At 67.2% G+C, this 23,489-nt stretch carries 20 protein-coding genes and 5 tRNA genes; 13 read left to right on the top strand and 12 right to left on the bottom strand.

Translation table 11 applies throughout. The annotated features are described in order from the left end of the window. Positions 1-62: 62 nt before the first annotated feature. The 3 genes from C6570_RS16240 to C6570_RS16250 all read left to right on the top strand — a co-directional run bounded on the left by C6570_RS16240 (position 63) and on the right by C6570_RS16250 (position 3,221). The gene (locus tag C6570_RS16240; protein WP_106704144.1) at positions 63-782 is read left to right on the top strand and encodes a Crp/Fnr family transcriptional regulator; all 720 of its coding nucleotides are present in this window, start codon (positions 63-65) and stop codon (positions 780-782) included. 31 nt (positions 783-813) lie between these two features. Then, positions 814-1,899, top strand: coding sequence for a phosphotransferase (locus C6570_RS16245; RefSeq protein WP_106704145.1), 1,086 nt, complete (start codon positions 814-816; stop codon positions 1,897-1,899). Between the two features lie 62 nt (positions 1,900-1,961). Continuing rightward, on the top strand, positions 1,962-3,221 hold the full coding sequence (locus tag C6570_RS16250; protein ID WP_106704146.1) for an acyl-CoA dehydrogenase family protein: 1,260 nt from the start codon (positions 1,962-1,964) through the stop codon (positions 3,219-3,221). A 136-nt stretch (positions 3,222-3,357) separates the two neighbouring features. On the opposite strand, the gene C6570_RS16255 is transcribed toward C6570_RS16250, so the two are convergent. Continuing rightward, complete coding sequence (locus tag C6570_RS16255) at positions 3,358-4,395, bottom strand: zinc-binding alcohol dehydrogenase family protein (protein ID WP_106704147.1); 1,038 nt, start codon at positions 4,393-4,395, stop codon at positions 3,358-3,360. Between the two features lie 92 nt (positions 4,396-4,487). On the opposite strand from C6570_RS16255, the gene C6570_RS16260 reads away from it, so the two are divergent. From C6570_RS16260 to C6570_RS16280, 5 genes are all read left to right on the top strand, one after another. Further along, a complete protein-coding gene (locus tag C6570_RS16260; protein ID WP_106704148.1) occupies positions 4,488-5,378 on the top strand; it encodes a LysR family transcriptional regulator in 891 nt (296 codons plus the stop codon). 293 nt (positions 5,379-5,671) lie between these two features. Then, positions 5,672-6,367, top strand: coding sequence for a glutathione S-transferase N-terminal domain-containing protein (locus tag C6570_RS16265; RefSeq protein ID WP_106704149.1), 696 nt, complete (start codon positions 5,672-5,674; stop codon positions 6,365-6,367). A 46-nt stretch (positions 6,368-6,413) separates the two neighbouring features. After that, a tRNA-Pro gene (locus C6570_RS16270) sits at positions 6,414-6,490 on the top strand. A gap of 85 nt (positions 6,491-6,575) precedes the next feature. Beyond that, positions 6,576-6,652: transfer RNA gene (locus C6570_RS16275), tRNA-Arg, on the top strand. 420 nt (positions 6,653-7,072) lie between these two features. Further along, a complete protein-coding gene (locus tag C6570_RS16280; protein ID WP_106704150.1) occupies positions 7,073-7,366 on the top strand; it encodes a hypothetical protein in 294 nt (97 codons plus the stop codon). 122 nt (positions 7,367-7,488) lie between these two features. On the opposite strand, the gene ribD is transcribed toward C6570_RS16280, so the two are convergent. From ribD to folC, 10 genes are all read right to left on the bottom strand, one after another. Further along, positions 7,489-8,610, bottom strand: coding sequence for a bifunctional diaminohydroxyphosphoribosylaminopyrimidine deaminase/5-amino-6-(5-phosphoribosylamino)uracil reductase RibD (gene ribD, locus C6570_RS16285; protein ID WP_245896227.1), 1,122 nt, complete (start codon positions 8,608-8,610; stop codon positions 7,489-7,491). A gap of 63 nt (positions 8,611-8,673) precedes the next feature. After that, a tRNA-Asp gene (locus C6570_RS16290) sits at positions 8,674-8,750 on the bottom strand. A 47-nt stretch (positions 8,751-8,797) separates the two neighbouring features. Then, positions 8,798-8,873, bottom strand: a tRNA-Glu gene (locus C6570_RS16295). Positions 8,874-8,903: 30 nt separating this feature from the next. Next, a tRNA-Ala gene (locus C6570_RS16300) sits at positions 8,904-8,979 on the bottom strand. Between the two features lie 35 nt (positions 8,980-9,014). Beyond that, positions 9,015-10,421, bottom strand: a complete 1,407-nt coding sequence (gene gltX, locus C6570_RS16305; protein WP_106704151.1) for a glutamate--tRNA ligase — start codon at positions 10,419-10,421, stop codon at positions 9,015-9,017. A 57-nt stretch (positions 10,422-10,478) separates the two neighbouring features. Then, a complete protein-coding gene (locus C6570_RS16310) occupies positions 10,479-11,717 on the bottom strand; it encodes an O-succinylhomoserine sulfhydrylase (protein WP_106704152.1) in 1,239 nt (412 codons plus the stop codon). Positions 11,718-11,777: 60 nt separating this feature from the next. Then, entirely contained in the window at positions 11,778-13,283 is a 1,506-nt protein-coding gene (gene purF / locus C6570_RS16315; protein ID WP_106704153.1) for an amidophosphoribosyltransferase, read from the bottom strand. 49 nt (positions 13,284-13,332) lie between these two features. After that, a complete protein-coding gene (locus C6570_RS16320; RefSeq protein ID WP_164675555.1) occupies positions 13,333-13,824 on the bottom strand; it encodes a CvpA family protein in 492 nt (163 codons plus the stop codon). Between the two features lies 1 nt (position 13,825). Further along, positions 13,826-14,980 carry an SPOR domain-containing protein gene (locus tag C6570_RS16325; RefSeq protein WP_106704155.1) on the bottom strand — a complete coding sequence of 385 codons (1,155 nt, stop codon included), beginning with the start codon at positions 14,978-14,980 and terminating at the stop codon, positions 13,826-13,828. Positions 14,981-14,991: 11 nt separating this feature from the next. Then, entirely contained in the window at positions 14,992-16,305 is a 1,314-nt protein-coding gene (gene folC / locus C6570_RS16330; protein ID WP_106704156.1) for a bifunctional tetrahydrofolate synthase/dihydrofolate synthase, read from the bottom strand. A gap of 52 nt (positions 16,306-16,357) precedes the next feature. Here folC and C6570_RS16335 point away from each other — a divergent pair, with 52 nt between their 5' ends. The 5 genes from C6570_RS16335 to C6570_RS16355 all read left to right on the top strand — a co-directional run bounded on the left by C6570_RS16335 (position 16,358) and on the right by C6570_RS16355 (position 21,716). Then, positions 16,358-16,738: an arsenate reductase gene (locus C6570_RS16335; protein WP_106704157.1), complete on the top strand. Its 381-nt coding sequence runs from the start codon at positions 16,358-16,360 to the stop codon at positions 16,736-16,738. 22 nt (positions 16,739-16,760) lie between these two features. Then, positions 16,761-18,215, top strand: a complete 1,455-nt coding sequence (gene cls / locus C6570_RS16340) for a cardiolipin synthase (protein ID WP_106704158.1) — start codon at positions 16,761-16,763, stop codon at positions 18,213-18,215. 206 nt (positions 18,216-18,421) lie between these two features. Further along, on the top strand, positions 18,422-19,903 hold the full coding sequence (locus tag C6570_RS16345; RefSeq protein ID WP_106704159.1) for an NAD-dependent succinate-semialdehyde dehydrogenase: 1,482 nt from the start codon (positions 18,422-18,424) through the stop codon (positions 19,901-19,903). Between the two features lie 141 nt (positions 19,904-20,044). Further along, positions 20,045-20,815 carry a basic amino acid ABC transporter substrate-binding protein gene (locus C6570_RS16350; RefSeq protein ID WP_106704160.1) on the top strand — a complete coding sequence of 257 codons (771 nt, stop codon included), beginning with the start codon at positions 20,045-20,047 and terminating at the stop codon, positions 20,813-20,815. Between the two features lie 124 nt (positions 20,816-20,939). After that, complete coding sequence (locus tag C6570_RS16355; protein ID WP_106704161.1) at positions 20,940-21,716, top strand: amino acid ABC transporter permease; 777 nt, start codon at positions 20,940-20,942, stop codon at positions 21,714-21,716. A 183-nt stretch (positions 21,717-21,899) separates the two neighbouring features. Here C6570_RS16355 and C6570_RS16360 read toward each other — a convergent pair whose 3' ends face one another. Next, entirely contained in the window at positions 21,900-23,348 is a 1,449-nt protein-coding gene (locus C6570_RS16360) for an NAD(P)/FAD-dependent oxidoreductase (protein ID WP_106704162.1), read from the bottom strand. Positions 23,349-23,489: the final 141 nt, after the last annotated feature.

Raw genomic sequence — 23,489 nt, forward strand, 5'->3', positions numbered from 1 at the left:
TGAGGGGCCGCAGGTCTCCGGCGCGACAATCACCGGATTCGAAGTCACCCAAAAGACAGACCATGGACGACCCCATTCTTACTATGGAGGAACGTGAGGCGATCAACACCGGTCGCTGGTTTTCCTCCCTCTCTCCTTCGCTTCGGCACGACATACTTCGATGCGCCTTTGTCAGACGCTACCAAGACGGCGACTTGATCGCCGCCCGCGGCGAGCCACCCGATCAATGGATCGCGTGTGCCAAGGGAGCGGTGCGGGTGTCGTCCACCACGCTGACGGGCAAGCAGATCACGCTGACCTACGTCGAGCCGGGCATCTGGTTTGGCGACGTGGCGATCTTCGACGGCGACCGGCGCACGCACGATGCGTATGCGCACGGGGCCACCACCATCCTGAACGTGGCGCGTGCCGACTTCCAGAAAATTCTGGCGCTGCATCCCGAGCTGTACGAAGCGCTGCTCAAGCTGCAGGCGCGGCGCATCCGGCTGCTGTTCGGGCAGGTGGAAGACCTCAACACCTTGCCGCTGCGCGCGCGCCTGGCCAAGCAGATCGGGCACCTGATCCGCAGCTACGGCGTGCCCAGCCTGTCGTCGCACGACGAATGGCGCATCACCCTGCAGCTGGCGCAGGAAGAGCTGGCGCAGCTGCTGGGCGCATCGCGCCAGCGCGTGAACCAGGAGCTCAAGACCATGGAGCGCGAGGGCGTGATCCGGGTCGAGCCGGGCGGCCTGGTGGTGTGCGACCGCTACGCGCTGCAGCGCATCAGCGAAGCCGATCAGTAGTTCTTCAACCCCTCAGCCCTGTTGCCCCCGCATGACCGATCCGAACAAGTTCGAGGGCACCCGCCCGGTTGCCGAAGCCCATCAATTCGACACGCAGGCCCTGACCGCCTGGCTTGAGAAGAACCTGGAGGGCTTCGCCGGGCCGCTGACGGTGGAGATGTTCAAGGGCGGCCAATCCAACCCCACCTACAAGCTGATCACGCCCGGGCGCAGCTACGTGATGCGCGCCAAGCCCGGCCCGGTGGCCAAGCTGCTGCCCTCGGCGCACGCCATCGAGCGCGAATTCGCCGTGATGCGCGGCCTGCACGGCACCGACGTGCCCGTGCCGCGCATGCTGGCGCTGTGCGAAGACGAATCCGTCATCGGCCGCGCCTTCTACATCATGGAATTCATGCAGGGCCGCGTGCTGTGGGACCAGTCCCTGCCCGGCATGACGCAGGCCCAGCGCGGCGACATCTACAACGAGATGAACCGCGTCATTGCCGCGCTGCACACGGTGGACTACAAGGCCCGCGGCCTTGAGAACTACGGCAAGCCCGGCAACTATTTCGAGCGCCAGATCGGCCGCTGGAGCAAGCAGTACCTGGCGTCCGTCACCCAGCCCATCCCCGAGATGGACCGGCTGATCGAATGGCTGCCGGCGCACATGCCCGCCAGCGCCCGCGACGACCGGCTGACCAGCATCGTGCACGGCGACTACCGGCTGGACAACCTGATGTTCCACCCCACCGAGCCGCGCGCGCTGGCCGTGCTCGATTGGGAGCTGTCCACGCTGGGCCACCCGCTGGCCGACTTCAGCTACCACTGCATGTCCTGGCACATCCCGCCGGGCACCTTCCGCGGCATTGGCGGGTTGAACCTGGCCGAGCTGGGCATCCCTTCCGAGCAGGACTACATCCGCCAGTACTGCGAGCGCACCGGCTTCACCACGCCCGAGGCGCTGGCGCCCGACTGGAACTTCTACCTGGCCTACAACATGTTCCGCATCGCGGCCATCCTGCAAGGCATTGCCAAGCGGGTGGAAGCGGGCACCGCCAGCAGCGCCGAGGCCAAGGCCAGCGGCGCGGGCGCCCGGCCCATGGCCGAACTGGCGTGGGGCTTTGCTCAAAAAGCATAGCTGCCTGCGCCCATCTGGCGCCGACCACGGCGCTTTTTAATAGTCAAAGCAAGGACGAGACGATGGAATTCGACTACAGCCCCAAGGTCAAGGAAATGCAGGCCAAGCTGCTGGCCTTCATGGATGAGCACATCTACCCGAACGAGAACACCTACCACCAGGAGGTGGCCGCCAACCGCGCCAAGGGCAACGCCTGGATTCCCACCAAGATCATCGAAGAACTCAAGCCCAAGGCCCGCGCCGCCGGCCTGTGGAACCTGTTCCTGCCCAAGTCCAGCCGCGCGCCGGAAGGCCTGTCCAACCTCGAATACGCGCCGCTGTGCGAAATCATGGGCCGCGTGCCCTGGGCAGCCGAGGTGTTCAACTGCTCGGCGCCCGACACCGGCAACATGGAAACCATCGAGCGCTATGGCTCGGAGGCCAACAAAGACCAGTGGCTGGAGCCGCTGCTCAAGGGCGAAATCCGCTCGGCCTTCCTGATGACCGAGCCGGCCGTGGCCTCGTCCGACGCCACCAACATCGAATGCTCGATGCGCCGCGAGGGGGATGAGTACGTGATCAACGGCCGCAAATGGTGGTCGTCCGGCGCGGGCGACCCACGCTGCGCCGTGTACATCGTCATGGGCAAGACCGACCCCGAGGCACCGCGCCATTCGCAGCAGTCGATGATTCTGGTGCCCGCCAACAGCAAGGGCATCACGGTGATTCGCCCGCTGGGGGTGTTCGGCTACGACGACGCGCCGCACGGCCACATGGAGGTCGAGCTGAAAGACGTGCGCGTGCCCGTGGGCAACCTGCTCAAGGGCGAGGGCCAGGGCTTTGCCATCGCACAGGGCCGCCTGGGGCCAGGCCGCATCCACCACTGCATGCGCAGCATCGGCGCGGCCGAATACGCGCTCGAGCTGATGTGCAAGCGCCTGAACGACCGCGTGGCCTTTGGCCGCCGCATTTCCGAGCAAGGCGTGTGGCGTGAGCGCGTGGCCGAATCGCGCTGCATGATCGAGCAGGCCCGCCTGCTGACGCTGAAAGCCGCCTACATGATGGACACCGTGGGCAACAAGGTGGCGCAGGCCGAGATCGCCATGATCAAGATCGTGGCGCCCAACATGGCCACCCGCGTGATCGACTGGGCCATCCAGGCGCACGGCGGCGCCGGTGTCAGCGGCGATTTCCCGCTGGCCTACAGCTACGCCAACCAGCGCACGCTGCGCCTGGCCGACGGCCCGGACGAAGTGCACCGCAACGCGCTGGCCAAGCTGGAGCTGGCCAAGTACATGGCGGGCGCCAAGCCGGTGGAGATGCCGATCACGCGCGGCAGCTGATCGCGGGGGCTGCGGCCCATCAACCCACGGGGGGCCGACAGGCGATTAAATGCCTGATCGGCCCCTGGCGCTTATGCCACCAGCGCCAGCAGCTATCTATTAAATAGCAAACGGCAGCCGGCGTGGCGCACCCGCTTCACGCGCCAAACCCCTCCAGCACACCCTTGCCGCGCGCCGCGCCGCCTTCCACAAAGGCGTGCGCCTTCTTCAGGTTGGCAGCGTTGATGGTGCCGAAGTGCTCGGTCATCGTGCTTTGAATCTGCCCCGCGTCGGCCAGGCGCGCCACCTCGGCCAGCAGCCGGCCTTGCTCGGCCACGTCCGGCGTGTCGTACAGCGGGCGCGCAAACATGAATTCCCAGTGCAGCGACAGCGCCTTGGTCTTGAGCGGCATCGCGTCCAGCGTGGCCGGGTCGTCGATCAGCGCCAGCTTGCCCTGCGGGTGCAGCGCCTGCACGATCTGCGGGTAGTGCTTGTCGGTGTGCGTCAGGCTGGCGACCAGGTCCACGCCGTCAAAGCCGGCGGCTTTCAGTGCGTCGGCCAGCGGCTGGCGGTGGTCGATCACGCTGTGCGCGCCCAGCTGCAGGCACCAGTCGCGCGTTTCAGCGCGTGAGGCGGTGGCGATCACCTGCAGGCCGGTCAAGCGCCGCGCCAGCTGGATCAGGATGGAGCCCACGCCGCCCGCGCCGCCGACGATCAGCAGCCGCTGGCCTTGCCCGCCGTCGCGCTGCGCCGTCAGCGGCACGCCCAGGCGGTCAAACAGCAATTCCCACGCGGTGATGGCCGTCAGCGGCAGGGCGGCGGCCTGGGCGTCGCTCAGGCGTGCGGGCGCGTGGCTGACGATGCGCGCATCCACCGCGTGCAGCTCACTGTTGGCGCCGGGCCGCTGAATGGCGCCCGCGTACCAGACGCGGTCGCCCACGGCAAAGCCCTGCGCCTGCGCGCCCACCGCTTCGACGGTGCCCACGGCGTCCCAGCCCAGCACGCGCGCGCCGCCGGGCAGATCGGCCGCGGGCTGCGCGCTGGCGCGCACCTTGGCGTCCACCGGGTTGACGGAAATGGCGCGCACCCGCACCAGCAGGTCGCGCCGGCCGGGCTGCGGCGCGGGCAAGTCGAGGTCGATGAGGGCGTCGGGCCGGTCGATCGGGCCGGGGGTGCGGTAGGCAACGGCTTTCATGGCATGTCCTTTTCAAAGCAATCGGTCAATGGCACCACTTTAGACCCTCGCCTGTTGTTTGATAAGGCCGTCACTGGCATCATCATTTTCAAATGAAAGTTGAAAATCTATCTGACCTGCGGCTGTTGCTGCGCGTGGCCGAAACCGGCACGCTCACCGCCGCGGCCAAGGCGCTGGGCATCACGCCAGCAGCGGCCAGCGCTGGCCTTAAGCGGCTGGAGGCCCAGCTGGGCGCGCGGCTGTTTGAGCGATCCACTCGCGCCCTGCGCGCCACGCCCCAGGGGCAGACTTTGGTGGATTACGCCCAGCGCGCCATCGACCTGCTGGAAGAAGGCGAGGCGCAGCTGGACGCCGACCGCACCGCGCTGGTCGGCACCCTGCGCGTGGCCGCCCCGTCCGACCTGACGCGCGGCGTGCTGCTGCCGCTGCTGGACGCGTTCTTGGCCGAGCACCCCGGCCTGCAACTGGCCCTGTCGATCAGCGACCGCCCGGCCGACGTGATGCGCGACGAGGTGGATGTGGCCGTGCGCTACGGCCCGCTGGCCGATTCGCGCCTGGTCGCGCGCCGGCTGGCCGACGCACGGCCGCTGGTCTGCGCGGCGCCCGCCTACCTGGCGCGGCACGGGGTGCCCACGCACCCGCAGGACTTGGCGCGCCACAACTGCCTGACCTTTCACCGCAACGGCCAGCGGCACCGGCAGTGGCGCTTTGGCCAGAACGGCCAGTGGATCAGCGTGCGGGTGGCTGGCGACCGCAGCGCCGACGACGCCGCGCTGGCGCGCCAATGGGCGCTGGCGGGCGCGGGCATCACCTTCAAGTCCAGCCTGGACCTGCGCCACGACATCGCATCGGGCGCGCTGGTGCCGCTGCTCACCGATTGGCAGACCGAGCCGTACCCGCTGCACGCCCTGCTGCCCAGCGGCCGCTTCATCCCGGCCCGGGTGCGTGCGCTGGTGGACTACCTGGCGGGCGCGCTGGGCTGAGATGAGCACGGGGGCGACGGCAGCAGGGCACGGCAAGACAACCACGCGACAGGGTGCGATGCTGGTCACATAATTCCGAACCCAATCGGCCGCCAGCGCTCTACCTACCTGCGCTGGCAGCTACTTTTTTGATAGTAATCAACCGACAGGCGGGTGGCGTCGAGGCTCCCGCATTTCCCCCGCTCCGCGCCGGCGCGGCGCTTGCACCACAATGCGTAGGCGCATCGCCCGCTGGCGGCAGCGCCGATGGCCCCCTAGGTTTTCCCCCACCCGCCAAGACCCGGAGCAAGCCCGTGATCGACGTTTACTCATGGCCCACACCCAACGGCCACAAGGTCCACATCATGCTGGAGGAGTGCGGCCTGCCCTACCAGACGCACGCCATCAACATTGGCCGCGGCGACCAGTTCCAGCCCGACTTCCTCAAGATCAGCCCCAACAACAAGATCCCGGCCATCGTCGACAGCGACGGGCCCGACGGCCAGCCGATCGCGCTGTTTGAATCGGGCGCCATCCTGCTGTACCTAGCCACCAAGGTCGGCCGGTTCTTGCCGCAGGACGTGCGCCAGCGGTATGACGTGCTGCAGTGGCTGATGTTCCAGATGGGCGGCGTCGGCCCCATGCTGGGCCAGGCGCACCACTTTCGCATCTACGCGCCCGAGAAGATCCCCTACGCGGTGGACCGCTACACCAACGAGGCGCGGCGCCTGTACGGCGTGATGAACGAGCAGATCCGGCGCACCGGCGCCTATATCGCCGGGCCCGACTACAGCATTGCCGACATCGCCATCTACCCGTGGCTGCGCTCATGGCAAAACCAGGGCATCGACTGGGCCGATTTCCCGCAACTCAAGGATTGGTTTGACCGCGTGGGCGCCCGCCCCTCCGTGCGCCGCGGTGAGCAAGTGCTGGCCGATCAGCGCAACGGCATCCGCACCGATGCCGAGAAAGAAGTGCTTTTCGGCAAGACGCAGTACGAAAGACGCTAGCTTTCGCGCAAGACACGCCGCGGCTCAGGTAGAATCCGCGTTTCGTCGGAGCGTAGCGCAGTCTGGTAGCGCATCTGCTTTGGGAGCAGAGGGTCGCGAGTTCGAATCCCGCCGCTCCGACCATTCCATCTGAAAAAGGCCCGCGCGCTACCCCAGTGGCCGCGGGCCTTGTTTCTTGTACTCCGCCTTTGACAGCGCCGTTCACTACCTGTCCGTAGCTCAACTGGATAGAGCAGCTGCCTTCTAAGCAGCAGGTCGGGGGTTCGAGTCCCTCCGGACAGGCCAGCCGCCTTGCTTGGTGCGAGCCAGATCGCTGTGCAGCGCAGGCCGTCGCAACGCGGCGATCCAGGCCCTTTCCCCGAACCGCTTTGCCCATGTGAATGCGTATTCGCGCGCGCCGACGCCCAAACTTGGCGGCACTTACGCTCTCTTCTTTTTCAGCTTTGCGCTAGCGTATGAAGCGCGCCGCCCGGGCGCAAGATTTCAGTTGTAAGACAAACTCATGACAAGGTAGCAGCGACTGCGCAGATTCGCTAGGATGCGCAAATCGTGACATACCCGTATGCAGTGCCGCGGTTGTTCACGTGATGGCGTGCCCGCCTGACTGGTGCGGCCGCGCTTCATCCCCATTGCCGCGAAATCGCTGCGTCGTAGCTCTTTGAGGCAGCGGCATCAGCGAACCTTTACCGTAGAGAAAGAACGAACATGCGAGCCATCAAGGAAGCCCGAAAATTCATCGAGCGCAGCCCCAAGCAACCCCAGGCCATGACTTTGTCGCGGCTGGTTCTGGCGCTGGAATCCGAAGGCGACTTTGCCATTGCCGATCTGTATCAGCTGGACAGCGAGCGCTTTAAGCTCGCCCTGGAAATCCTCGACGAATGGCGCCTGGACCGCCACTACGCCAGCAAATCCAAACTTTTCGATGTGTCGATGCAGTTGGCCGTGCTGGATTCCAAGGCCGAAGACGCCGCACCAGCGCCCGCGCCCAAAAAGGGCTGATCATCAGCGCGTGACGGGCTGGCGCACGCTCGCGGCGCCCCTCCCGCCCGACATGGATCTCTGAGGCGCTGCGGCGCCTCTCTTTATTGGTGCTGTTCAGCGCGCGCCCATGGCCAGGCGCATCAAAACGCCAAGGTGCGCGCCGTTCGCGCCAGCCAGCGAACATCCGGCCCGATGCGTTGCACGTCGTGCACCGCCAGCGTCACGCCGTCGGCCAAGGCATGCAGCGGCCCCAGCGCCGCAATACCCGGCCCTTGCCCAAGCAACACGGGCGCCTGGTACAGCAGCAGCTCATCCACCAGGCCAGCGCGAAACAGCGCGCCATTGAGCTGGCCACCGGCCTCCACATGCAACTCATTGATCTCGCGGCGCCCGAGATCTAGCAACACGGCGGCCAAATCCACCTTGCCTTCGGTGTTCGGCACGATCACGACATCTGCGCCGTGCGCCCTGAGCGCCTGCATGCGCGCGTCGTCGTCCACCGCACCATAAACCACCACCTGCCGCTGGGGCACCGTCCAAAGCCGGGCGTCCATGGGTGTCTGCAAGCGGCTGTCCACGATCGCCAGCATGGGTTGGCGAGCGGTTTCGGCGCTGCGAACGTTCAGCAGCGGATCGTCGTCCAGAACCGTGCCGATGCCGGTCAACACGGCGCCAGCGCGCGCGCGCCAGGCGTGACCGTCGGCGCGGGCGGCTTCTGATGTGATCCACTGGCTAGCGCCGTTAGGCAACGCAGTGCGTCCGTCCAGGGAACTGGCCGCCTTCAAGCGCACCCAGGGCCTGCCGCACACCATTCGGCTGAAAAATCCGAGGTTGATCTCACGCGCGGCCGCTGCGCCCACGCCGACATCGACCACGACGCCGGCCGCCCGCAGGCGCGCAAAGCCTTGGCCGGCGACGCGCGGATTGGGATCTTCGAGGGAGGCCACCACCCGGCCGATGCCTGCCGCCACCAGCGCTTCGCAGCAAGGCCCGGTACGCCCGTGGTGGGCGCACGGCTCCAGCGTGACGTACGCCGTGGCGCCATGGACGCTGCAGCCATGCGCCTGGGCATCGCGCAGGGCCATCACTTCAGCGTGGGCTTGTCCGACCGGCTGGGTATGGCCTTCGCCGAGCACCGAGCCCTGCGCATCGACGATGACACAGCCCACCGCGGGGTTGGGCGGACAAATCAAGCGGGCGGATTCGGCCAGTGCCAGTGCCCTGGCCATGAAACGCTCGTCGTCAGCGGGAGATCGGCTCATCTGGCAAATGCTCCGGGCAAAAGAAAACGGGTTACGGCTTTCGCACGTAACCCGTTAAGTTGTTGGCGGAGTGGACGGGACTCGAACCCGCGACCCCCGGCGTGACAGGCCGGTATTCTAACCAACTGAACTACCACTCCGCGTGGAGCTACTTTGCGGTTCTTGCGAACCCAAGTGCAGCCAAACTTGGCGACCCTACGGGGATTCGAACCCCGGTACTCACCGTGAAAGGGTGATGTCCTAGGCCTCTAGACGATAGGGTCAAAACCTTGGACTAATCCATCTCGACACTTTGGTGGAGGTAAACGGGATCGAACCGATGACCTCTTGCATGCCATGCAAGCGCTCTCCCAGCTGAGCTATACCCCCTTGTGGGTGTCGAGCCTCGCATTGTATGCTGGTTTTCAAGCGTTTTGCAAGCGTGCCAAAACTTTTTTTCGTTGTTGCAACGCCAACACGGCATCCACGGTCGGCGTTTGGGGTGTGCCCATCACCAAAACGCGCACCGGCATGGCCAATTGGGGCATCTTCAAACCGTGCTCGGCCAGCGTTTCCTTGATGGCCGCACCGATGGCGGCAGCAGTCCATTCGGCGGCGGCCAGCTTGTCGTGCAAGGTCTTGATCGCGGGCTTGACGGCGTCCGTCACGTGTTTGGCCAAGTCTTCAGCGCTGGGGCTGACTTCGCCGTAGTACGCGCGTGCCCAGTCGGCCAGCGCGACGGTGGTGTCGCAGCGGTCCTTGAACAGGCCCACGATGGCGGGCAGGCGCTCGTCGGCGGCCAGGCCTTGCTTGGCCAGCTGTTCGGCCACCAATGCGGCCAGCGCGCCGTCGTCCATGGCCTTGAGGTGCTGGGCGTTGACCCAGCGCAGCTTGGCTTCGTCGAACTGCGCGGCGCTGCGGCCCAAATGGTCCAGATCGAACCACTCCAGGAACTGCGCACGGCTGAAGATTTCGTCGTCGCCGTGGCTCCAGCCCAGGCGCGCGAGGTAGTTGACCATGGCGTCGGGCAGAAAGCCTTCGTCGCGGTATTGCGTGACGGGCTTGGCGCCGTTGCGCTTGCTCATCTTCTCGCCCTGCTCGTTCAGCACGGTGGGCAGGTGGGCGTACACGGGCACGTCGTGGCCCAGCGCGCGGAAGATGTTGATCTGCCGCGGGGTGTTGTTGACGTGGTCGTCGCCACGGATCACATGGGTGATGCGCATGTCGAGGTCGTCCACCACCACGCAGAAGTTGTACGTGGGCGTGCCGTCGGGGCGGGCGATCACCAGGTCGTCCAACTCGGCGTTGCGGATCTCGATGTGGCCCTTGACCTTGTCGTCCCACGCCACCACGCCATCCAGCGGGTTCTTGAAGCGCAGCACGGGCTTGACGCCCTCGGGCACGGGCGGCAGCACCTTGCCCGGCTCGGGCCGCCAGGTGCCGTGGTAGCGCGGCTTTTCCTTGTTGGCCATCTGGCGTTCGCGCAGCGCGTCCAGCTCGGCCACGCTCATGTAGCAGGGGTAGACGTGCCCGTCGGCCTGCAGCTGCGCCAGCACTTCTTTGTACCGGTCCATGCGCTGCATTTGGTAGAACGGCCCTTCGTCGTGGTCCAGGCCCAGCCAGGCCATGCCTTCAATGATGACGTCGACGGCAGCCTGGGTAGAGCGCTCCAGGTCGGTGTCTTCAATGCGCAAGATGAAGTCGCCCTTTTGAGAGCGCGCAAACGCCCACGGGTAGAGCGCAGAACGGATGTTGCCCAGGTGGATGAAGCCGGTGGGCGACGGGGCGAAGCGGGTGCGCACGCGGGGTGCGTTGGCAGTGTTATCAGACATATATTTGGCCTCCAGCGCTGGTGCAGCAAGCGCCAGCAGCTATCAATTCAATAGTATTCAGTTCAGTGCGCCGCAGCCGTCCAGGCCACGCGCCAGATCGGCCATGACGTCTTGCGGGTGCTCCAGCCCCACGGCCACGCGGATGACGCCCTGGCTCATGCCCGCGGCCATGCGCTGCTCTTCGGTCAGGCGCCCGTGCGAGGTGGTGGCCGGGTGGCTGACGATGGTCTTGGTGTCGCCCAGGTTGGTGGCAATCGACAGCCAGCTGCAGCTGTCGATGACGTGGAAGGCGCGGCGTTGCAGCTGCTCGGAGCCCTCGCCTTTCACCTCGAACGTGACCACGCCACCGCCCAGGCCGCCCATCTGGCGCAGCGCCAGCGCGTGCTGCGGGTGTGACGGCAGGCCGGGGTAATACACGCGCGCCACGTTGGGCTGCGCCTCCAGCCACTGCGCCACGGTCAGGGCGTTCTGGCAGTGCGCCTTCACGCGCACGCTCAGCGTTTCCAGGCCCTTGAGCACTACCCAGGCGTTGAAGGGCGACAGCACCATGCCCGCCGTGCGCATCACCGGGGCGAACTTGCCGGTGATCAGCTCGGCGCTGCCGCACAGCGCACCGGCCATCACGCGGCCCTGGCCATCCAGGTACTTGGTGCCCGAATGCATGACGAGGTCAGCCCCCAGCGAGGCGGGGCGCTGCAGCACGGGCGTGGCGAAGGCGTTGTCCACGGCCAGCAGCGCGCCGGCCTGGTGGGCGATGTCGGCCAGCGCGGCGATGTCGCACAGCTCGGTCAGCGGGTTGGTGGGCGTTTCGGCGAACAGCAGGCGGGTGTTGGGCTGAACGGCGGCGCGCCATTCGTCCACGTTGGTTTGCGACACGAAGGTGGTCTGCACGCCGAACTTGGCAAATTCCTTGCCGAACAGGTTCAGCGTAGAGCCGAACATCGAGCGCGAAAGCACCACGTGGTCGCCTGCCTTCAGCAGCCCCATGATCATCATGAGGATGGCGCCCATGCCGCTGGCCGCGCCAATGGCGGCCTCGGTGCCCTCCAGCGCGGCCAGGCGCTTTTCGAACATGGTGACCGTGGGGTTGGACGTGCGCGTGTAGGTGTAGCCGTCACCGCTGGCAAAGCGGGCTGCAGAGGTGGCCGAATCGGGCTGCACGAAGCCGCTGGTGAGGTACAGCGCCTCGGAGTTTTCGCCGTACTGGCTGCGCTCGATGGCCACGCGAACGGCCAGGGTGTCGGGGTGAAGGCCTTCGGGCAGCGCGTGCCCGGGCGTCGATGGTTTGGAGGTCATTCGGACTGTGGCGTAAAAATGAAAAGGGCGCCAAGGCGCCCATTTTGCCGCGCGGCCTGGTCAGGCCGGGGTGGCGTTGGGCAGCGTCAGGCGCGAGGTGTCTTCGTCGTCTTCGCCAGGTTTCACGCGTTCTTCGTTCAGGCGGGCGATGTCGGCGGCGGTGATGTCGCCAGTCACGTACACGCCATCGAAGCACGACGCATCAAAGCCCGCCACCTTCGGGTTGAGCGAGCCGATGGCGCGCTTCATCGCGTCCACATCCTGGTAGATCAGCGCATCGGCGCCGATGATCTGGCGCACCTCTTCCACGCTGCGGCCGTGGGCCACCAGCTCTTCGCTGGTGGGCATGTCGATGCCGTACACGTTGGGGTAACGCACCGGCGGCGCAGCGCTGGCCATGTACACCTTGCGGGCACCGGCTTCGCGGGCCATCTGCACAATTTCCTTGCTGGTGGTGCCGCGCACGATGGAATCGTCCACCAGCAGCACGTTGCGACCGGCAAATTCGCTGCCGATGGCGTTGAGCTTCTGGCGCACCGATTTCTTGCGCACTGCCTGGCCGGGCATGATGAAGGTGCGGCCCACGTAGCGGTTCTTGACGAAGCCTTCGCGGTACGGCTTGCCCAGCAGGCGCGCCAGCTCCATCGCGCTGGGGCGGCTGGATTCGGGGATGGGGATCACGACGTCGATCTCGGCCGGTGGCACGGTGGACACCACGCGCTTGGCCAGCGTCTCGCCCATGTTCAGGCGCGCCTGGTAGACCGAGATCCCGTCCAGCACGGAATCGGGCCGCGCCAGGTAGACGAATTCAAACGCGCAGGGCGACAGCTGGGATTTCTCGGCGCACTGGCGGGCGTGCACCTGCCCGTCCAGGGTGACGAACACCGCCTCGCCCGGCGCTACGTCGCGTTCAAACTGATGGCCAGTGCCTTCCAGCGTGACCGACTCGCTGGCCACCATCACCGTGCCGTCGGCGCTGCGGCCCAGGCACAGGGGCCGAATGCCGTACGGATCGCGGAAGGCCAGCATGCCACGCCCGGCAATGTGGGCAATCACCGCGTACGAGCCGCGCACGCGCTTGTGCACGCCCGAGACGGCGGCAAACACGACGTCGGGGCTCAAGGGCACGTCGCGGGAGGCGCGCTCGAGCTCGTGCGCCAGCACGTTCAGCAGCACCTCGGAATCGCTGTCGGTGTTGATGTGGCGGTGGTCGGTGGAATACAGCTCGGCCTTGAGCGCGTGCGCGTTGGTCAGGTTGCCGTTGTGCACCAGCACCACGCCGAAAGGCGCGTTGACGTAGAAGGGCTGGGCCTCTTCCTCGCTCTCTGCGTTGCCTGCCGTGGGGTAGCGCACCTGGCCCAGGCCGCTGTTGCCCGGCAGCCCGCGCATGTTGCGCGTGCGAAACACGTCGCGCACCATGCCTTTGGCCTTGTGCATGAAGAACTTGCGGTCTTGCTGGGTGACGATGCCCGCGGCGTCCTGCCCGCGGTGCTGCAGCAGCAACAGCGCGTCGTAGATCAGCTGATTGACCGGCGCGTCACTGACAACGCCAACGATGCCACACATGGTGAATGTCCTGTGGGAATGGGAAAGAAGGGAGCTATGCGCCCGATTGTCACGCGGAAAGGAATTTCCCGAGCGACTCAGGCCATAAAGGATGGAGCCAGACCAGCGCCACTTCAAGCCAGCCGCTGGTCAGAGAGGTGCGCCACCAGTCTTCGTCGCGCAGGGGCGTCATTTGCACCAGCGCCGCCAGCACCAGCAGCATCAGAAAGCCGCGCAGGGCGCCAAAAACAGCGCCAAACACGCGATCCACCGGGCGCACGCCCAGGGCCTTGGCCGCCTGGCGCGCCAGCGTAGCGAACATGCCGCACAAAAACGCCACGGCAATGAACACCAGAATGAACCCCGCCGCGTAGCGCAGCGGCTCGGGCGATTCACCCATCGGCAGCCACTGGCCGACCACGTCGCCAGCCCAGCGCGCCGCAATGAACGCAATCGCCCAGCCGGCGATGGACATCAACTCAAACACCAGGCCGCGCCACGCCCCCAGAATCAATGACGCCAGCAACACCGCCGCGCAGATCCAGTCCAGCGCCGAAAGCACGTCAAAGGCCGAGGATGGCAGCGCCCAGGCCCGCCTTCTTCAACGCGGCAGAGGCTTTTTCGGCTTCTTCGCGTGAACTGAAGGGACCCACGCGCACGCGCGTGCGCTTGCCAGCGCTGGTTTCCACCACCTGCGTGTAGGTCTTGACGCCCGCGGCCTCGGCTTTTTGCCGGGCCTGGCGCGTTGCCGCGTCATCGGCGTAGGCGCCCACCTGGATGACGTAGCGGCTCTTGGCGGAGGGTTCGTCGGCCTTGCGGTCGGCGTTGCTGCTGGAGCGCCCTTCCAGCAGTGCGCGGGCGCGGGCGGCATCGTCACGCTTGGCTTTGGCCTCTTCTTCGCGCTTCGCTTTGGCGTCTTCGTCGCGCTTGGCCTTGGCCTCTGCCTGGCGTTTGGCGTCGGCCTCGCGTTTGGCCTGGGCGTCGGCGGTGCGCTTGGCCTCGGCATCTCGTTTGGCTTCGGCTTCGCGCTTCGCCTTGGCTTCCTGCTCGGCCTTGGCGCGGCGATCGGGCTCGGGCGCGCTGGCGTCGGAAGCCGCTGCCTGCTGCTCGCGCCGGGCGCGGTCTTCCTCGCGCTTGGCGCGCGCTTCAGCCTCGCGTTTGGCCTTGGCCTCTGCGTCGCGCTTGGTCTTGGCTTCCGCCTCTCGCTTGGCGCGGGCCTCGGCCTCGCGTTTGGCTTTGGCGTCGGTTTCGCTGGTGGCGCGCAGTGCCGCGCTGTCGGCAGCACGTGCGGGCGCAGTTGGGGACGATGCGGACGCCGGGCGCGCAGGCGCCTCGCGGGGCGCAGCGACGGGCGCTTCGGCGTTGCGTGCGCCAGGCGGGACCATTTCCTCGCGCTCGTCGAGGCTGGCGTCGGCGGGCACTGATCGGCCGTGGGCCCCCGATTCGGGCGCGCGCAGCGGGCCGGCGGTGTCTTTGTCAGGAATGACGATGGGCGCGTTGACGGCGATGGGGCGCGGTTGCGTGTCGAACAGCAGCGGGAAACCGATCACGGCAACGCCCACCAGCACCACGGCGCCCAGCAAACGGTGGCGCGCCCGGCGGCGGACGGTTTCGATGCTTTCCTGGGCGACGGCGCTCGCTTCGTCTTTGCGTGAACGGCGGCCGGTGGGCTCGGGCTGCGGCGCCTGGCCGCGCTGGCGGAACTTGAAAAAAGCCATGAATTCGGGGGTCAGCTGCCGGCATCCGGGGTGGGTTGGCCGGCCTGCAGCCGTGGGATGCCGTGCTCCAGCACGCCGCCAACGGTGTAGAAGGATCCGAAGACAACGATTCTATCAGCGGGGGTGGCGGCCGCTGCTGCCGCCTGCAGGGCCTCGGCGGGGCTTGCGTACAGGGCCGACGCCGCATCCTTGCGGTGCGTGGCGGCCTGCCAGTCGGCCTGCAGCTGCGCGGCGCGGGCCGCGCGCGCGGTAGGCAGATCGGTGAAATACCAGCGGTCGATGATCGGGTCCATGCGCTGCAGCATGGGCTTCAAATCCTTGTCCGCCATGGCGCCAAACACCGCGTGCGTCGTCGGATAGAAGCCCATCGCGTCCAGATTGACGGCCAGCGCGGCCACCGAATGCGGGTTGTGCGCCACGTCCAGCACCAGCGACGGCTGACCGGGCACCACCTGAAAGCGCCCCGGCAGCTCGACCAGCGAAAGGCCGGTGCGCACGGCCTGCGCCGTGACCGGCAACTTCGGGCGCATGGCCGTCAGCGCCGCCAGCACGCCGGAGGCGTTCAAAAGCTGATTGGCGCCGCGCAGCGCCGGATAGGCCAGACCCGCATAGCGCCGACCGCGCCCCGCCCAGGACCATTGCTGCTTGTCGCCCTCGTAGTTGTAGTCGCGCCCCAGCAGCCACAGATCGGCACCGATGGCGTTGGCGTGGTCGATCACGCTTTGCGGCGGCACCGGGTCGCTGACGATGACGGGCTTGCCCGGCCGCATGATGCCGGCCTTTTCAAAGCCGATCTTCTCGCGCGTGTCGCCCAGGTATTCGGCGTGGTCGATGTCGATGCTGGTGATGATGGCGCAGTCGGTGTCGATGATGTTGACCGCGTCCAGGCGCCCGCCCAGGCCCACTTCCAGCACCACCGCGTCCAGCCCGGCGCGGGCCATCGTGTCCAGGATGGCCAGCGTGGTGAATTCGAAGTAAGACAGTGAAATATCGCCCCTGGCGCCCTCCACACGGGCGAAGCCAGCTATCAAATCAGAAGCGCTTGCCGGCACACCCAGAAGGCGGCAGCGCTCTTCAAAGCGCACCAGATGGGGCGACGTAAAGGTGCCCACGCGAAAGCCCGCGTCGATCAGGATCGCCTCCAGCATGGCGCAGGTCGACCCCTTGCCGTTGGTGCCCGCCACGGTGAAGACGGGCACGTCGAAATGCAGGGCCATGCGCTGCGCCACGGCGCGTGCGCGGTCCAGGCCCAGCTCGATGGTTTGGGGGTGCAGGCGCTCGCAGTGGGCAAGCCACTCGTCCAGCGTTTGGGGCAGCGTAGTCATGTGCCACGGATTGTCACCGACCCGGCGCACTCGCGTGGCATCATCGCCCGCGATGAGCACCTCCGCCCTCGGCAACCCGGCCGAAGCCGTTGTTTACGGCATTCCCAACTGCGACACGGTCAAGAAGGCCCGCGCCTGGCTGGCCGAGCGCGGCGTGCCCTACCGCTTTCACGACTTCAAGAAGCAGGGCGTGCCGCCCGAGCACCTGGCGCGCTGGCAGGCCGCCGCTGGCTGGGACAAGGTGCTGAACCGCCAGGGCACCACCTGGCGCAAGCTGCCGCCTGAGGCGCAGGCGGCCGTGACCGACGCGGCCAGCGCCGCTGCGCTGCTGCAGCGCGAGCCCAGCGCCATCAAGCGCCCGGTGGTCGAATGGCCGGGTGGCGCCATCAGCGTCGGCTTTGCGCCCGGCGACTGGGCCGCGCGCATCGGCTGAGCCCCCGCCGCCGCTCACCTCCATGGATCTGCCCAGCTTCTTCATCGCGGGCCACAACTGGACTTTCTGGCTGGGCTGGGTCTGGACGCTGTCCAGCATCGTGCTGACCACCTGGGTGGTGCTGCAGCGGCGATCGCCGGTGTCTACCCTGGCGTGGATCATGGTGCTGAACATCATGCCGGTGATCGGCATTGCGGTGTATGCGTACTTTGGGCCGCAGCGCGTCAAGCGCCAGCGCCTGCGCCGCTGGCACAGCCGGGCCGCCCTGATGTCGCAGCGCGACGTGCAGCGGCTGCGCACGCACCGCCCCAATGCGCCCGGCTGGGCGCTGCAGCACGCCGCGCTGATCGAGGCCAGCTGCGGCATGCCCGCGTCCAGCGTGCAGTCGGTCGAGATCCTGCCCAGCGGCGGCGCCACGCTGGCCGCGCTGCTCGCCGCCATCGACGCGGCTCAGCACCATGTGCACCTGGAGTACTACATCTTCGAGCCCGACCAGACCGGCACCCAGCTGCTGAACGCGCTGACGGCCAAGGCGCGCACGGGCGTGGAAGTGCGCCTGCTGGTGGACGGCATCGGCTCGCCCGCGCTGCTGTCGCGCAAGCACCGGCAGTTGCTGGACGAATTTCGCGCCGCGGGCGGTGAATTCGCCGTGTTCCACCCCGCGCGGCTGGACCGCCTGCGCCCGCTGGTCAACTTGCGCACGCACCGCAAAATCGTGGTGGTGGACGGGCGCGTGGGCCTGCTGGGCGGCATCAACGTGACCGACGACGAGAACGAGCACTTTCGCCCGCACGACGCCTACCGCGACACGCACCTGCTGCTGCGCGGCGGCGCCGTGCGCTGGCTGCAGTACGTCTTTCTGCAGGACTGGCACTACGCCAACGGCAGGCCGCCGCGCGGCGAAGCCGAGTTTCTGCCCGACGTGGCGCCGGGCGACCTGCCGGTGCAGATCGTTGCCTCAGGCCCCGACACCGATGGCGAAGCCATCCACCGCGCGATGATCGACGCGCTGAACATGGCGCGCCAGCGCATCTGGCTGGCCACGCCCTACTTCGTGCCGACCGAGGCCGCCCTGCTGGCGCTGACCAACGCCGCGCTGCGCGGCGTGCAGGTCAAGCTGATCGTGCCCGAGCGCAGCGATTCGCGCATCGTCACCGCCGCCGCGCGTTCGTACTACAAAGAGCTGCAAGCCGCCGGCGTGCTGGTGTTTGAATACCGCGGCCGCATGTTCCACGCCAAGACGCTGCTGGTGGACAACCACTACGGCATGGTGGGCAGCGCCAACTTCGACAACCGCAGCTTTCGCCTGAACTTCGAAGTGGCGGCCGTGGTGTACGACGGCGCCTTCAACGAGCAGCTGGCCCGGATGTTCGATGACGACCTGTCGCAATGCAAGCTCGTGCCCGCCGACCGGCACACGCCGCCGGCGCAGTACGTGTTCGAGTCGCTGGCGCGCCTGGGCTCGCCCCTGCTGTGATGCGCAAGGCTTGGCCCACGCCATGGTGAATCGCTCTATTTTCGATAGCTGTCAGCGCAGGCCACGCCAGCGCCAGAGGGCATTTTTTCATTGATTCCCTGGTGGCCCGGCGGCCCCGCTGAACGGGCCGCCGCGCACGCGCAGCCACGCGAAACGCCCCCAGCCGCGCTGCCTAAAATGGCACCAGCACCCGATTGGAGACACGCATGGCCACCCCCGCCCGATTCGACAACCCGCTGGACGAACTGAACGACCCCACCTTGCTGAAGGTGGACGGCCTGGTCAACGGCAAGTGGCTCAAGGGCAAGGCGCGCTTTGCCGTGACCGACCCGGCCACCGGCCACACCCTGGCCGAAGTGGCCGACCTGGGCCCGCGTGAAACCAAGGCCGCCATCGACGCGGCCAACGCCGCCTGGCCCGCCTGGCGCAACCTGACCGCCAAGCAGCGCCACGCGCTGATGCTGAAGTGGTACCAGCTGCTGATGGAAGCGCAGGACGACCTGGCCCGCCTGATGACGGCCGAGCAAGGCAAGCCGCTGGCCGAGGCGAAGGGCGAAGTCGCCTACGGCGCCAGCTTTGTCGAATGGTTTGCCGAAGAAGCCAAGCGCGCCAACGGCGAAACGCTGGCCACGTTCGACAACAACAAGCGCATCCTCGTCACCCGCCAGCCCGTGGGGGTGTGCGCGGCCATCACGCCGTGGAACTTTCCGCTGGCCATGATCACCCGCAAGGTCGCGCCCGCGCTGGCGGCCGGCTGCCCGGTGGTCATCAAGCCCGCCGAGCTGACGCCGCTCACGGCCCTGGCCGCGGCCGAGTTGGCCGTGCGCGCGGGCATACCAGCGGGCGTGATCAACGTGATCCCCAGCACGGATGCGGCGGCCGTCGGCAAGGTGCTGTGCGAAAGCGACGTGGTGCGGCACCTGTCGTTCACCGGCTCCACCGAAGTGGGCCGCATCCTGATGGCGCAGTGCGCGCCCACCATCAAGAAACTGTCGCTGGAGCTGGGCGGCAACGCGCCCTTCCTGGTGTTTGACGACGCCGACCTCGACAGCGCCGTGGAAGGCGCCGTGGCCAGCAAGTACCGCAACGCGGGCCAGACCTGCGTGTGCACCAACCGCTTTTACGTGCAAGACAAGGTCTACGACGCCTTCGTCAAGAAGCTGGCCGCCAAGGTCAAGACGCTGAAGGTGGGCAATGGCTTTGACGCTGGTGTGACGCAAGGCCCGCTGATCGAGCCAGCCGCCGTCGCCAAGGTGGAAAAGCACGTGAAAGACGCGCTGAAAAAGGGCGGCAAGGTCGTCACCGGCGGCCACAAGCTCAAGGGCCAGTTCTTTGAGCCCACCGTCATCGCCGACGCGCAGCCGGGCATGCTGCTGGCGCGCGAGGAAACCTTCGGCCCCATCGCGCCGGTGTTCCGCTTCAAGACCGAACAAGAAGCCATCGACGCCGCCAACGCCACCGAATTCGGCCTGGCCAGCTACTTCTACGCGCGCGATGTGGGCCGCGTCACCCGCGTGAGCGAGGGACTGGAATACGGCATGGTGGGCGTGAACACGGGCCTGATCTCCAGCGAGCAGGTGCCTTTCGGCGGCGTGAAGCAATCGGGCCTGGGGCGCGAGGGCTCCAGCCACGGCATGGACGAATACCTGGAGATGAAATACATCTGCCTGGGCGACGTGCAAAAGTAAGTTGGCAGCCTAATCGGCCGCTGGCGCCCGCTCAGCCTGCGCCAGCAGCTGCAATTTTGATAGTGGCATGCCCACGCGCGAGCGGCTGGGGCCGGGCTTTCTATAATTTCGGCCCATTCCTTTTTCAAGCCCCACCGCACCATGAACCCGATCCGCCGCGCCGCCGCGATGGCCATTTTGACCACCGCTTGTCTGGGCGCTGCCCCCACCTGGGCGCAAGCGCCGGCGCGCGAGTTGGTGGTGGCGTCCAGCGCCACCTACGCGCCCTTCGCTTTCGAGAACAAAGAAAAGCAGATCGTCGGTTTTGACATCGACATCATCCACGCCATTGCCAAGCAGCAGGGCCTGAAGCTGCGCATCGTCAACACGCCCTTTTCCAGCATCTTCGCGGCGCTGAACAATGGCGATGTGGACCTGGTCATCTCGGGCGTCACCATCAACGACAAACGCAAGCAGAGCTTTGACTTTTCCGCGCCCTACTTCGACGCGCGCCAGCTGATCGCCGTGCCGCAGGCCAGCACCGTGAAATCGCTGAAAGACCTGGCTGGCAAGAAAGTGGCCGTGGTCAGCGCATCGACGGCCGACGACGTGATGAGCCGCGAAGTGGGCAAGACCAACCCCAACATCCGCCGCTTTGAAAGCACCCCGCTGATCATTTCCGAGCTGGTGGGCGGCGGCGTGGACGCGGCCATCGGCGACAACGGCGTGATCGCCTACCGCGCCGCGCAGGCGCAGGGGCTGAAGACGGTGGACGACCCCAGCTTTCCCAAAGAGCACTTCGGCATCGTCGTGCGCAAGGGCGACAAGGCCATGCAGGACAAGCTGAACGCCGGGCTGGCCGCCATCCGCGCCAACGGCACCTACAACACCATCTACAAGAAGTGGTTCAACCAGGACTACAAGGCGCAGTAAGCCCCCAGCCGATGTGCATCGGCTGGCTGGCCAAACGCCCGCCAGTTTGAACCGCACCGATCCCGAGGCCGCCCGCGCGGCCTCTTTTGTTGGCCCCGCGCGGCTTTCACACAAGATCTGAACGATGGAAGAAAACACCCCGGTAGCCTGGTTTGGCTGGTTCCGCCCGGACATCCTGGTCGAATACAAGCAACTGTTCTGGCAGGGCGCGCTGGTCACCGTGGGCATGACCGTGGCGTGCATCGCCATGGCCTGCGTGCTGGGGCTGTTCATCGCGCTGGCGCGCCTGGCAGACGCACCGCACCAGCCCTTGAAAGGCGTGTGCCAATACCTGCTGCGCTGGCCTTCGACCGTGTACGTCAGCTTCTTTCGGGGCACGCCGCTGTTCGTGCAGATTCTGTTGATGCACTTTGCGGTGATGCCGCTGTTCATCCACCCGGTGGACGGCCTGCTCGTCAGCGGCGATCTGGCGCGCACGCTCAAGCAGGACCACGGGGCGCTGATTTCTGGCGTGGTGGCGCTCACGCTGAACTCGGCGGCCTACATCTCTGAGGTGTTTCGCGCGGGCATCCAGTCCATCTCGCGCGGGCAACGGCAGGCTGCCCTGTCGCTGGGCATGACGCACGGGCAGATGATGCGCTACATCGTCGTGCCGCAGGCTTTCCGCCGCATGCTGCCCGCGCTGGGCAATAACATGATCGCGCTGCTGAAAGACACGTCGCTGGTCTCGGCCATCGGCCTGGCCGAGCTGGCCTACGCCGCGCGCACGGTGGCCGGCGCCTACGGCCGCTACTGGGAGCCGTACCTCGCCATCGCGCTGATGTACTGGCTGATGACCCTGGCCCTGGCGACCGGCCTGCGGCGGCTGGAAAACCGGCTGGCGCGCTCGGATCAGAGCTGAGCGGCGAGGCAGACGAGCCCAATCGGACCACTGCCTCAGCAGGCGTTGAAAGCGGCGCGGAGCCAGCGCGCGACCGCGCTTGCAGCGGTCTTTTTCGACATGCAGGAACGGGCTCGGCCCGTTCGCTTCAGGGGACTTTTCGCTTAATTTTTGATAGCTGCCGCCGCAGTCTGCATCAGCGCCTCAGCCGATTTTTGGTTCCAACCCAAGCCTTTCCAGCACCCCATGCGCCGCCCTGGCCCCGCTGGCCAGGCTGGCGGTCAGCAGGTAGCCGCCGGTGGGCGCTTCCCAGTCCAGCATCTCGCCCGCGCAGAACACGCCGGGCAGCGCCCGCAGCTCCAGCTTGTCGCTCAGCGCCTGCAGCCGTACGCCGCCGGCGGTGCTGATGGCTTCGGCCATCGGGCGCGGCGCGCGCAGCGTGATCGGCAGTGCCTGAATGGCGGCGGCCAGCGCGGCCGGGTCTTTGAGTTGCGCGGGCGTCAGCACTTCGTGCAGCAGCGCGGTGTGCACCGCTTGCAGGCCCAGGCGGCTTTTGAGGTGCGACGACAGGCTGCGGCTGCCGCGCGGGTGCGCCACGGCGGCGCGCACCTCGTCGGCGCTGCGCCCGGGCAGCAGGTTGAGCAGGAAGGTGGCACGCCCACTGCGGGCGATTTCGTCGCGCAGCGCGGCGCTGGCGGCGTAGATCAGGCTGCCCTCCACGCCGGTGGCGGTGATGACGAATTCGCCGCGCCGCTCAAACGGCGGGCCTTCGCTGCCGGTGAAGCGAATGGCGACGTTCTTCAGCGGCTGGCCGGCAAAGCGCTCGGCGAAGTACGGCGTCCAGCCGCCGGGCGAGTCTGTCTGATCCGGCGCGGCGCTGGCGGATGCGCCGTCCGTATCGTCCCGCGCGGGGGCGCTGCCGCTACCGCCCTGCGCGGGCGCGCCGCGCCCGGCGAAGTCAAAGCCGCAGTTGGCGGGCTGCAGCGGCGCCACGTCCACGCCCTTTTGCGCCAGCCAAGGCACCCAGGCGGCGTCAGAACCCAGGCGCGGCCAACTGCCGCCACCCAGTGCCAGCACGGCAGCACGCGGCGCCACGCTTTGCGCGCCGTGCGGCGTTTGCAAACAAAAAACGGCTCCGGCGCCCGCTGCAACTGCGCTGGCAGCTTCTGAATTCATAGCAGCCACCGTTTCAGCAGGCGCCCAGCCCACCCAGCGGTGCCGCATGTGAAAGCGCACGGGCTGCGCGCCCGCCTGCGTGGGCTGGCGCAGCCGGTGCAGCCAGGCGCGCAGCAGCGGGGCGGCCTTCATCTCGGTCGGAAAAACGCGGCCCGACGTGCCCACGAAGGTGTCGATGCCCAGGGCCGCCGCCCAATCGCGCGTGGCCTGCGGGCCAAAGTCTTGCAGCCAGCCGCCCACCTCATCCGCGCGGCCGCCAAAGCGCGCGATGAAGGCATCCAGCGCTTCGGAGTGGGTCAGGTTCAGCCCGCCGCGCCCGGCCAGCAGAAACTTGCGCCCGGCCGAGGGCATGGCGTCGAACACATCCACCGCCACGCCCGCGCGGCTGAGCACCTCGGCGGCCATCAGGCCCGCGGGCCCGGCGCCGATGATGGCGACGGTGGGAAAAAGGATGGGAGCCGTGGAGGACAAGTGCATGCGCCCGCAATCAGAAGGAGCCGCGATTGTGGATGATGGCTGCCGGTCGCCAGTTCCGCTGCGCTGATCCCTGACCAAGCGCCCGCTGGACGCTGCTCGCAGCATTGGTCGGAGATCGGCGATCAATGCTCGTCTGTCAAG

The organism is Ottowia oryzae (assembly GCF_003008535.1).
Classification (GTDB): Bacteria; Pseudomonadota; Gammaproteobacteria; order Burkholderiales; family Burkholderiaceae_C; genus Ottowia; species Ottowia oryzae.

Excerpts from the sequence above, each read along its gene's own strand:
- C6570_RS16310 (WP_106704152.1), bottom strand. The coding sequence starts at position 11,717 with ATGACCTCCAAACCATCGACGCCCGGGCACGCGCTGCCCGAAGGCCTT.
- purF (WP_106704153.1), bottom strand. The coding sequence starts at position 13,283 with ATGTGTGGCATCGTTGGCGTTGTCAGTGACGCGCCGGTCAATCAGCTG.
- C6570_RS16335 (WP_106704157.1), top strand. The coding sequence starts at position 16,358 with ATGAGCACCTCCGCCCTCGGCAACCCGGCCGAAGCCGTTGTTTACGGC.
- C6570_RS16240 (WP_106704144.1), top strand. The coding sequence starts at position 63 with ATGGACGACCCCATTCTTACTATGGAGGAACGTGAGGCGATCAACACC.
- C6570_RS16325 (WP_106704155.1), bottom strand. The coding sequence starts at position 14,980 with ATGGCTTTTTTCAAGTTCCGCCAGCGCGGCCAGGCGCCGCAGCCCGAG.
- C6570_RS16355 (WP_106704161.1), top strand. The coding sequence starts at position 20,940 with ATGGAAGAAAACACCCCGGTAGCCTGGTTTGGCTGGTTCCGCCCGGAC.
- C6570_RS16255 (WP_106704147.1), bottom strand. The coding sequence starts at position 4,395 with ATGAAAGCCGTTGCCTACCGCACCCCCGGCCCGATCGACCGGCCCGAC.
- C6570_RS16280 (WP_106704150.1), top strand. The coding sequence starts at position 7,073 with ATGCGAGCCATCAAGGAAGCCCGAAAATTCATCGAGCGCAGCCCCAAG.
- C6570_RS16245 (WP_106704145.1), top strand. The coding sequence starts at position 814 with ATGACCGATCCGAACAAGTTCGAGGGCACCCGCCCGGTTGCCGAAGCC.
- C6570_RS16260 (WP_106704148.1), top strand. The coding sequence starts at position 4,488 with ATGAAAGTTGAAAATCTATCTGACCTGCGGCTGTTGCTGCGCGTGGCC.
- C6570_RS16360 (WP_106704162.1), bottom strand. The coding sequence starts at position 23,348 with ATGCACTTGTCCTCCACGGCTCCCATCCTTTTTCCCACCGTCGCCATC.
- gltX (WP_106704151.1), bottom strand. The coding sequence starts at position 10,421 with ATGTCTGATAACACTGCCAACGCACCCCGCGTGCGCACCCGCTTCGCC.
- C6570_RS16250 (WP_106704146.1), top strand. The coding sequence starts at position 1,962 with ATGGAATTCGACTACAGCCCCAAGGTCAAGGAAATGCAGGCCAAGCTG.
- C6570_RS16350 (WP_106704160.1), top strand. The coding sequence starts at position 20,045 with ATGAACCCGATCCGCCGCGCCGCCGCGATGGCCATTTTGACCACCGCT.
- cls (WP_106704158.1), top strand. The coding sequence starts at position 16,761 with ATGGATCTGCCCAGCTTCTTCATCGCGGGCCACAACTGGACTTTCTGG.
- ribD (WP_245896227.1), bottom strand. The coding sequence starts at position 8,610 with ATGAGCCGATCTCCCGCTGACGACGAGCGTTTCATGGCCAGGGCACTG.
- folC (WP_106704156.1), bottom strand. The coding sequence starts at position 16,305 with ATGACTACGCTGCCCCAAACGCTGGACGAGTGGCTTGCCCACTGCGAG.
- C6570_RS16345 (WP_106704159.1), top strand. The coding sequence starts at position 18,422 with ATGGCCACCCCCGCCCGATTCGACAACCCGCTGGACGAACTGAACGAC.